The organism is uncultured Hymenobacter sp., assembly GCF_964242765.1.
In the GTDB taxonomy this organism is placed as follows: domain Bacteria; phylum Bacteroidota; class Bacteroidia; order Cytophagales; family Hymenobacteraceae; genus Hymenobacter.
This window is the reverse complement of sequence record NZ_CAXTBM010000121.1, coordinates 1-7,919: the sequence shown is the minus strand read 5'-3', so window position 1 is coordinate 7,919 and position 7,919 is coordinate 1. Positions and strand designations below refer to the sequence as shown.

The 7,919-nt window shown below is 53.7% G+C and carries 9 protein-coding genes; 2 read left to right on the top strand and 7 right to left on the bottom strand.

Translation table 11 applies throughout. The annotated features are described in order from the left end of the window. Positions 1–388: GDYXXLXY domain-containing protein (locus ACFE7X_RS24635; protein WP_375438332.1), on the top strand; the 388-nt coding region annotated here is incomplete at its 5' end. Between the two features lie 121 nt (positions 389–509). Here ACFE7X_RS24635 and ACFE7X_RS24630 read toward each other — a convergent pair. The 3 genes from ACFE7X_RS24630 to bshC form a co-directional block, all read right to left on the bottom strand. Further along, positions 510–1,022 (bottom strand): ExbD/TolR family protein, encoded by a 513-nt coding sequence (locus ACFE7X_RS24630; RefSeq protein ID WP_375438331.1) that lies wholly within the window; start codon positions 1,020–1,022, stop codon positions 510–512. A 112-nt stretch (positions 1,023–1,134) separates the two neighbouring features. Further along, positions 1,135–1,707, bottom strand: coding sequence for a 5-formyltetrahydrofolate cyclo-ligase (locus ACFE7X_RS24625; RefSeq protein WP_375438330.1), 573 nt, complete (start codon positions 1,705–1,707; stop codon positions 1,135–1,137). 28 nt (positions 1,708–1,735) lie between these two features. Then, on the bottom strand, positions 1,736–3,328 hold the full coding sequence (gene bshC, locus ACFE7X_RS24620) for a bacillithiol biosynthesis cysteine-adding enzyme BshC (RefSeq protein WP_375438329.1): 1,593 nt from the start codon (positions 3,326–3,328) through the stop codon (positions 1,736–1,738). Positions 3,329–3,691: 363 nt separating this feature from the next. On the opposite strand from bshC, the gene ACFE7X_RS24615 reads away from it, so the two are divergent. Continuing rightward, positions 3,692–4,897, top strand: a complete 1,206-nt coding sequence (locus ACFE7X_RS24615) for an acyltransferase family protein (protein WP_375438328.1) — start codon at positions 3,692–3,694, stop codon at positions 4,895–4,897. A 62-nt stretch (positions 4,898–4,959) separates the two neighbouring features. On the opposite strand, the gene rimO is transcribed toward ACFE7X_RS24615, so the two are convergent. The 4 genes from rimO to rpmG all read right to left on the bottom strand — a co-directional run bounded on the left by rimO (position 4,960) and on the right by rpmG (position 7,918). Then, the gene (gene rimO, locus ACFE7X_RS24610) at positions 4,960–6,273 is read right to left on the bottom strand and encodes a 30S ribosomal protein S12 methylthiotransferase RimO (protein WP_375438327.1); all 1,314 of its coding nucleotides are present in this window, start codon (positions 6,271–6,273) and stop codon (positions 4,960–4,962) included. A gap of 151 nt (positions 6,274–6,424) precedes the next feature. Further along, complete coding sequence (ftsY, locus tag ACFE7X_RS24605; protein ID WP_375438326.1) at positions 6,425–7,399, bottom strand: signal recognition particle-docking protein FtsY; 975 nt, start codon at positions 7,397–7,399, stop codon at positions 6,425–6,427. A 188-nt stretch (positions 7,400–7,587) separates the two neighbouring features. Beyond that, a complete protein-coding gene (locus ACFE7X_RS24600; RefSeq protein WP_022825072.1) occupies positions 7,588–7,749 on the bottom strand; it encodes a DUF4295 domain-containing protein in 162 nt (53 codons plus the stop codon). A gap of 7 nt (positions 7,750–7,756) precedes the next feature. Then, positions 7,757–7,918, bottom strand: a complete 162-nt coding sequence (gene rpmG, locus ACFE7X_RS24595) for a 50S ribosomal protein L33 (protein WP_375438333.1) — start codon at positions 7,916–7,918, stop codon at positions 7,757–7,759. Position 7,919: the final 1 nt, after the last annotated feature.

Sequence of the window (7,919 nt, the reverse complement as noted above, 5' to 3'; positions counted from 1 at the left end):
GCTTTACGGCGACTACTTGATCCTGAACTACAGTATTAGCCAGATTCCCGGTCACTTGTGGCGCGGCCCCACAATGCCACGCCGCAAACAGGCCGTATACGTGGTGCTGGAGCCTCGACAGGGCAACTACGAGGCCGTGGCCGTATACCCGCTGGAGCCTAGCGTACCTGCCAACCAAGTGGTGCTCCGTGGTTGGGTGGCCGATGCCTTTCGGCGCAGCATACGCCTGCGCTACGGTTTCGAGCGGTATTATGTGCCGGAAGACACAGGCCGCAAACTGAAGCCGAAACAGTCGTTACGGGTGCAAGTTAGTATTGCCCCGTGGGGGCAGGCCCGAATCAAGCAGGTGGACGTGTTGCCCGTTTCTTTAACTCCACCAACTCGATAATACTTTCAGCTAGCGAAATCAGGCTTTAGATGAATTGAAAAGTCACCGTGTACACCAACTGGCTTGACAGCTTAAGCACACGGCGGCCCTTTCGATAATTTCTAGCTTTAGGCTGCTATTGTTACAACGAATTCTTTTCCAATAGCTTTCGATCAGCCGCAGACAGGTCAACTAAGGCGTATTTCTGCTGATCGGTGATGGTCATTTCATCTAAGGCGTCCACCAAGTCGCGGTATTTAGCATCCTGGCCAGCCTTGATAAGCACAGTGGGTGCTGGTAGTTGGCGCTGCCGCTGGAGCAGTACCCGCCGCAATCCTTCCGATTTGAAAGTAGTGGTGTGCAGCGTGGCGGGGCGGGCTTCGGTATTCAAGCCGAAAAAGTAATGCACTTGGCCGTTTTTCCCTAGTAGCAAAGTAAGCGCTTGTTTTTCAGATACATCAGACGGAGTACCCTTCCCATCAGGCATCGTTAACTGCATCACGGTCGGCTTATTGAAAGAAGCCGTCAGGATGAAGAAGGTGAGCAGCAGGAAGGCGAGGTCGACCATGGGAGTCATGTCGATGCGCGTTGACATTTTCTTGCGGCGAGGTTTGGTGCCACGGCCAGCGGGAGCGGAAGATGAAATTTCAGCCATAACGAGAACGGTATATAGTGAACGGACAACCAAGCAACGGTACGGTTCAGCTGCTTATTGCTTGTTGGTCCACTCACTATCTGCCGCAACCCTTATAACAACCCTGCTACGGCTAGAACCACCTCACACCCGCAGGCGTCAGGCAGGCGTGCAGCCGTATATCACCGGCCCAAGCATCTGCAATTTTCGGCACTGGCGGTTCTAGGCTCAGGCCAATGCGCAGCGCATCAGGACGGCACTCCAGCAAGAACCGGTCGTAGAAGCCTTTCCCGTAGCCTACCCGGTGGCCTTCTTCGTCGAAGGCAAGCAGCGGCACCAGAACAGCATCAAGTTGCGCTGGCAAAACCTCTTCAGCTCCAACTGGCTCGGGAATACCCCACCGATTTTCAACTAATTGGGTATCAGGAGAGAGGTGATAATGGCGCAGTCGTTGGCCATCTGGTTGAACCACGGGCACGGCTAGCTGTACGGGCAACCGTTGCTCCCAAACCCAATGAATGATGCCCCAGGTATCGGGTTCGTGCTGCTGCGGGATGGGGAGAAATATGTGCAGCCAAGTCCACGCCGCCACACTGAAATTGTCGAGCAAGTGTTTCTGTAGCTCCGCACTCCGGCGCACCACTTCGGTTGCAGGCAGCGTCCGGCGACGCGCCAACATGTCGCGGCGCAAATCGGCTTTAGTCATGGCAGCATCCGCTTTGGCTTGTGGTAAATCATTCTTCTTCGAGCACCGTAAATTCCAGCGCCAGCGGGTCGAAAGCCTCCAATAGCTGGTCGATAAACTGCGGATTGTTGATTAGGATACTAAGTATGTTATCAACTCGCTCCTGCAACTGGCCATCGGGCATAAGTTTGTCTTTGAGAGCGGCAAGTTGGCTATAAGCGGTTTCATGCTTGGCTTCCGCCGCTTTGCTAAGGCGCTTTTCCAGGCTAGCAAGACTAGTAGCCGCTTTCTGCAACTCGGCAGCCACGGTGCGCACCAAGGTCGGGTCGAGGCGCTGAGCCAAGTCGGATACCTCTTTGAACACGGCCGCTAGTGCTTGTTGCTGGGCAGCCAAACTGATTTCTTCCTGCCCCAACGATGCGCCTACTTGCTTCTTCAAGTCCGGCAGCGGCCGGAAGATGTCGGTCGGGGTTAGGCCGAGCTTGCGTAGCTTGCCTACGCTGGCTTTTCCTATGTACTGAGCCGAATTGCGGAGCAGCAGGATCGGGTACGGCACCTGATTGTCGGCAAACACCTGCTTCAACTGAAACCAGTACGCCACCTCCGCGCCCCCCCCGATATAACACAGGTTTGGTAACAGCAGCTCCTGATACAGCGGCCGGAGTACCACGTTGGGGCTGAATTGCTCGGGGTGTTGCCGGGCCAGGTCCAGCAGTTCTTCTTGCGTGTGGCACCGGTTGGTATTGCGCACCGTTATCTGCACGCAGTCGGCGGCCGCGTCGTATTCCAGCCGCTCCCGCTTGCCGGTATCCGTCAGAAAAAACAGGTTCAGGGGGCGCGAATACACCTGGGGCTTGAAACCGGCAGCTTCCAGTTGCGCATTAGCCGTTTGCACGGCTTTGTTGGAGGCTTGCTCTAGAATCTCGCGCTCCAACACCGGCACTAGGGCCTGCTTTAAGTCGGGCCGATCTGCATCGAGGCTTACTAAGCCATACTGCCCAAACAAGCTGTGCGTGAGTTGGCGCATAGCGTCGGCCAGGGTCGCCGACTCTTGGTAGGCTTCGTGGAAAGCGGCGGGTACGTCGGCGGGTAGCTGGTCGAGCAATTGGTCGCGCAGGCCGTCTAGCTTCAGCCGGCCGACTGGTCCACCTTGCTCAGTTGAATTCCACTCGTACTTCTTCCCAAATAGGTGCAAATGGTTGATTTCGGCGAAGTCGTGGTCTTCGGTAGCCATCCAGTACAGCGGCACGAAATCGTACTGCGGATAGTGTTCCTTCAACTGGCGGCTAAGCTTTAGGGCTGTCACTATTTTGTACACAAAGTACAGCGGACCAGTTAGCAAGTTGAGCTGGTGGCCAGTGGTAATAGTGAAAGTGGTGTCTTTTTCCAGTAGGTCGAGGTTGGCTTGTACCTGCTCGTGTACTTTGGGCAGCACAGCATACTGCTCTCGGAGAGAAGCTACCAGCCGCTGCCGAGCTTCGGGCGTGTACTGCCCCTTTTTCTCTTTTATTTGCGCCGCAAATTCATCGAAGGCCGGAAAGCGGTGGTAGAACGGGGTTAGGGCTTCATGCCGAGCTAGATAGGCAGTTAGCAAAGGAGAAAACGCGCCGGTATCGGCGTAGCGCAGGGTCGTGACAGACATACAGTGAAGAATAATTCGGCTATAACCGGCCAGCCGCTACAAAGTAACTGGCAATTTGCCGGATCAGCCTTACGCAAGGGTCACACCCTACAATAATCCGGGTTATATTAAAATATCAAATATTTATATATCAGTTGCTTATGATACTAGGCTAAAGCATTAAAGCCTTAAAATCGGCAACTACAAGCCACCGGTGCACGTACGTATTTCCGTGTTACAGCACTTTTAGGCGGCAGATCAGCGGGATTATTGAATTATTTACAGATTGTTAGATTAATCTCTAGAAAAAACCAGGTGGTGCTGCACCAAATCCATAATGTTTAGCAATATTTGGACATTAAAACATTTTAATGTCGAGTATTTATGGTACCTAATCCCCAACAACCCAGAATCTATTTTCCCAATCTAGACGGATTACGCACGTTAGCTTGCTTAGGAGTTTTCGCTTTTCATGGCCTTGTTGCCAAAGCGCCAGGAGACTCAGCCTCCTTCCCTGCATTTAGCATATTCAACAAAGGCACGCTAGGAGTCAACTTCTTTTATGTATTGTCCGGCTTCTTGATTACGTATCTTCTTCTCGAAGAAGAGCGAAAACATAACCAGATCGATCTGCTGGCTTTCTACCGCCGCCGTATCCTACGTATTTGGCCCTTGTTCTACGTAGTCATTGTGTATGGCTTTTTTGTGCATCCAATCATCATGCACTTGCTTCAGATGCCTCATCGTGAAACCGCAAGTCTGGGGTTGCACATGCTTTTTCTGGGCAACATGGACTCGGTATGGAAGGGCGTGCAACCAGCCGCTGGCAGCTTAGCCGTGCTGTGGTCTGTAGCCGTGGAGGAGCAGTTCTATCTGGTATGGCCCGTCCTGCTGATGTTTGTTTTCCGTCGGTGGCGGCCCGGTGCGTTTTTGCTGATTCTGGTAATTTCTTTCTGGTTCCGCTTCACGCATCAAGCTAATTTTTTTCTGACGTACCGACATTCTTTGGCCGTCATGTCGGACATGGCAATGGGTGGTGCGGCCGGCTGGCTCTGTTTCCGCTATCCGACTTTTCGCCAAGCTATAGCCGGTTGGTCGCGCTGGACCATTACGGGTATTTATCTGCTCGGCTTGCTTACTCTGGGCCCACAGAAGTTTCTCCCTTCAGCGGTAAAAGCGGTTACCGATCAGCACATCACCCAATCCTTGTTCTTTGTTCTGGTTATTCTGGAGCAGAACTACGCTACTCGCTCTTGGTTTAAAATCAAGAATATTCCTTTTCTAACGTATTGGGGAACGTTCACTTATGGTTTCTATTGCCTGCACAGCATCGTGCTCGAATGGTTGGCCATCGGATCTTACCAGTTGCACATACCTTCCACTCCGCTCAACACGCTCATCAGAGTAGCTATTGGTTTACCGCTGAGCGCGGGGCTGGCATGGTTCAGCTACACGTACTTCGAAAAGTATTTCCTGCTTTTAAAAAACAAGCACAAGCCCATCACCGAACAAGCTGGCAAGGCTATGGAGACGGTCATTACTCCGTCGGGGCAGCTTATGCAGTTGGATTTAGGAAGCCCTTCCGCGTAGCTTCTCCTACCAACAAAAAGGCCCTCCTTGCGCAAGGAGGGCCTTTTTGTTGGTAGGAGAAGCTAAACCAGTTGCCCGTACAAATCAAAGTCGGATGCTTCGTTGATCTGCACGTTGGCGAAGTCGCCGAGGCGGATGAACGTGTTTTTGGTGGCGGGCACCAACACTTCATTGTCCACTTCCGGTGAGTCGAACTCGGTGCGGCCCAGGAAGTAGCCGCTTTCCTTGCGGTCAAAGAGTACCTTGTAGGTTCGGCCAACTTTCAACTCGTTCAGTTCCATCGAAATGCCTTGCTGCAATTCCATGATCTGGTCGGCGCGGTCCTGCTTCACGTCGGCCGGTACGTCGTCGGGTAGAGAGAAGGAGTGCGTATTATCCTCGTGCGAGTACGTGAAGATACCAAGCCGGTCGAAACGGGTTTGCTCCACAAATTCGTAGAGGTCTTCGAAGTCCTGCTGCGTCTCGCCGGGGTGACCGGCAATGAGGGTGGTGCGCAATGCAACGGTGGGCACGCGTTGCCGGATGGTATCCACCAACTCGATAGTACGCCGCCGGCTAATGCCGCGACGCATCGTCTTGAGCATGTTATCCGACACGTGCTGCAACGGCATATCCAGGTACTTGCAGATGTTGGCGCGCTCGTTCATTACGTCCAGCGCCTCCAGCGGAAACTGCGACGGATACGCATACTGCATCCGAATCCACTCGATACCGTCCACATCGGAAAGGTGACGCAGCAAGTCGGCAAGCTTCCGCTCGCCGTACGCTTGCAAACCGTAGTAGGTTAGGTCTTGCGCAATCAGAATCAGCTCCTTCGTACCCTGAGCAGCCAAGCGCTTGGCTTCGCGCACCAGCTCTTCTATGGGCCGATCCACGTGCTTGCCGCGCATCAACGGGATGGCGCAGAACGAGCACGGACGGTTGCAGCCTTCGGCAATCTTGAAGTAAGCGTAGTGTTGCGGCGTGGTCAGGAGCCGCTCGCCCACCAATTCGTGCATGTAGTCGGCCTCCAGCGTTTTCATCAGCTGCGGCAGTTCCAGGGTACCGAAGTAGGCATCCACTTGCGGAATCTCTGCCTCCAGGTCGTCCTTGTAGCGTTGTGAGAGGCAGCCTGTTACGTAGAGCTTTTGCAGCTTGCCAGCTTCCTTTTCGTCGGCGTAGCGCAGAATGGTATCGATGCTTTCCTGCTTGGCGTTGTCGATAAAGCCGCAGGTGTTGATAATCACAATATTGGCGTCGCTCTTATCGGCTTCGTGCGTCACCTCGAACTGGTTGGCGCGCAACTGCCCCATCAGTACTTCCGAATCGACAACGTTCTTGGAGCAGCCAAGCGTGATGACGTTTACTTTGTTGGCCAGCTGGCTTCTAACTTTCATGCTTTTATGCTGTATGTCATCCTGAGGTGGTAGCCGAAAAACCTTGCCACGGTAGAGCGACTAGCGGCAGAACGACAAACCGTTCCATCGTTTCGTTCCGACGTGAGAAGGCCTTTGGATTGCTGGATCAGAACAACAAGGAAGAGTGGTATTACTTTTTGAACAATGAGTTGACAAAAGTGCGCCGATCAAAGAGCTGCAAATCCGTCATCTTCTCTCCCACCCCGATATAACGCACTGGCACCTGCAACTGGTCTGAGATGCCAATAACCACGCCGCCCTTGGCGGTGCCGTCGAGTTTGGTAATGGCCAGCGCTGATACCTCGGTGGCTTTCGTGAATTCTTTGGCTTGCAAAAAAGCGTTCTGGCCGGTGCTGCCATCGAGCACCAACAGCACCTCGTGGGGCGCATCCGGAATCACCTTTTGCATCACGCGCTTAATTTTATTCAGCTCGTTCATCAGGTTCACCTTGTTGTGCAGGCGGCCCGCCGTATCGATAATCACGACGTCGGCCCCCAAGTCCACGCCCTGCTTAATAGCGTCGTAGGCAACGGAGGCAGGGTCGGTATTCATGCCGTGCGAAATAACCGGCACCCCCACCCGCTGGCCCCAAATGATGAGCTGATCGACGGCAGCGGCCCGGAACGTATCAGCGGCGCCCAGCACCACCTTCTTGCCAGCGCTGTGGAACCGGTGTGCCAACTTGCCAATGGTTGTGGTCTTGCCCACGCCGTTTACGCCCACCACCATAATCACGAAGGGCTGGCCGGGGCTGTCGGGCCGGTCGAGGATAGCATTGGAGCCGGAAGTACGGTTGTCTTGCAACAAGTCCACAATTTCCTCGCGTAGAATGCGGTCCAGCTCCGAAGTGCTTACGTACTTGTCGCGGGCCACGCGCTTCTCGATCCGGTCGATGACTTTCACTGTGGTATCGATGCCAACGTCGGCGTGTACCAGCAAGGTTTCCAAGTCGTCGAGCACCGCTTCGTCCACGGTGGCTTTGCCCACTACGGCTTTGCTGAGCTGGTCGAAGAAGCTGGTTTTACTTTTTTCCAGTCCTTTATCCAACGACTCTTGTTGCTCCTTGTTTTCCTTGTCTTTTTTGAAAAAATCGAAGAGGCCCATAGGATAGGGTGTAGCGCGAAGCTCCGGCTTCGCGCAGCGTGGCAAGGGTTGAACGAGGAACTGTCAGAAGGGTCGTTTCGCTCGTTCGATGATACGCGAAGCTAAAGCTTCGCGCTATGTACAACGCAAAAAAGTCCCACACTGGCGGGACTTCTTCACTTCGGTCAGGGGGCCACGAGGGCGCTGAACTACTTAACGCCAGTGCTTAAGTACTCCTGCACTTTATCAACGGGCACCATTTCCTCGCGGAAGGTGTAGGCACCAGTCTTGTCGGATTTAACAGCGCGAATCACTTTCGCCCAGTCTTTACCGCCTGCTACTTTCAGGGTTGCTACTACTTTCTTAGCCATAACTCAATTACTTGATTTCCTTGTGAACGGTCATCTTCTTGAGCACGGGATTGAATTTTTTCAATTCAATGCGCTCAGGCGTGTTCTTGCGGTTCTTGGTGGTGACGTAGCGCGAGGTGCCCGGCTGACCCGAGTTCTTGTGCTCGGTGCATTCGAGGATTACCTGCACC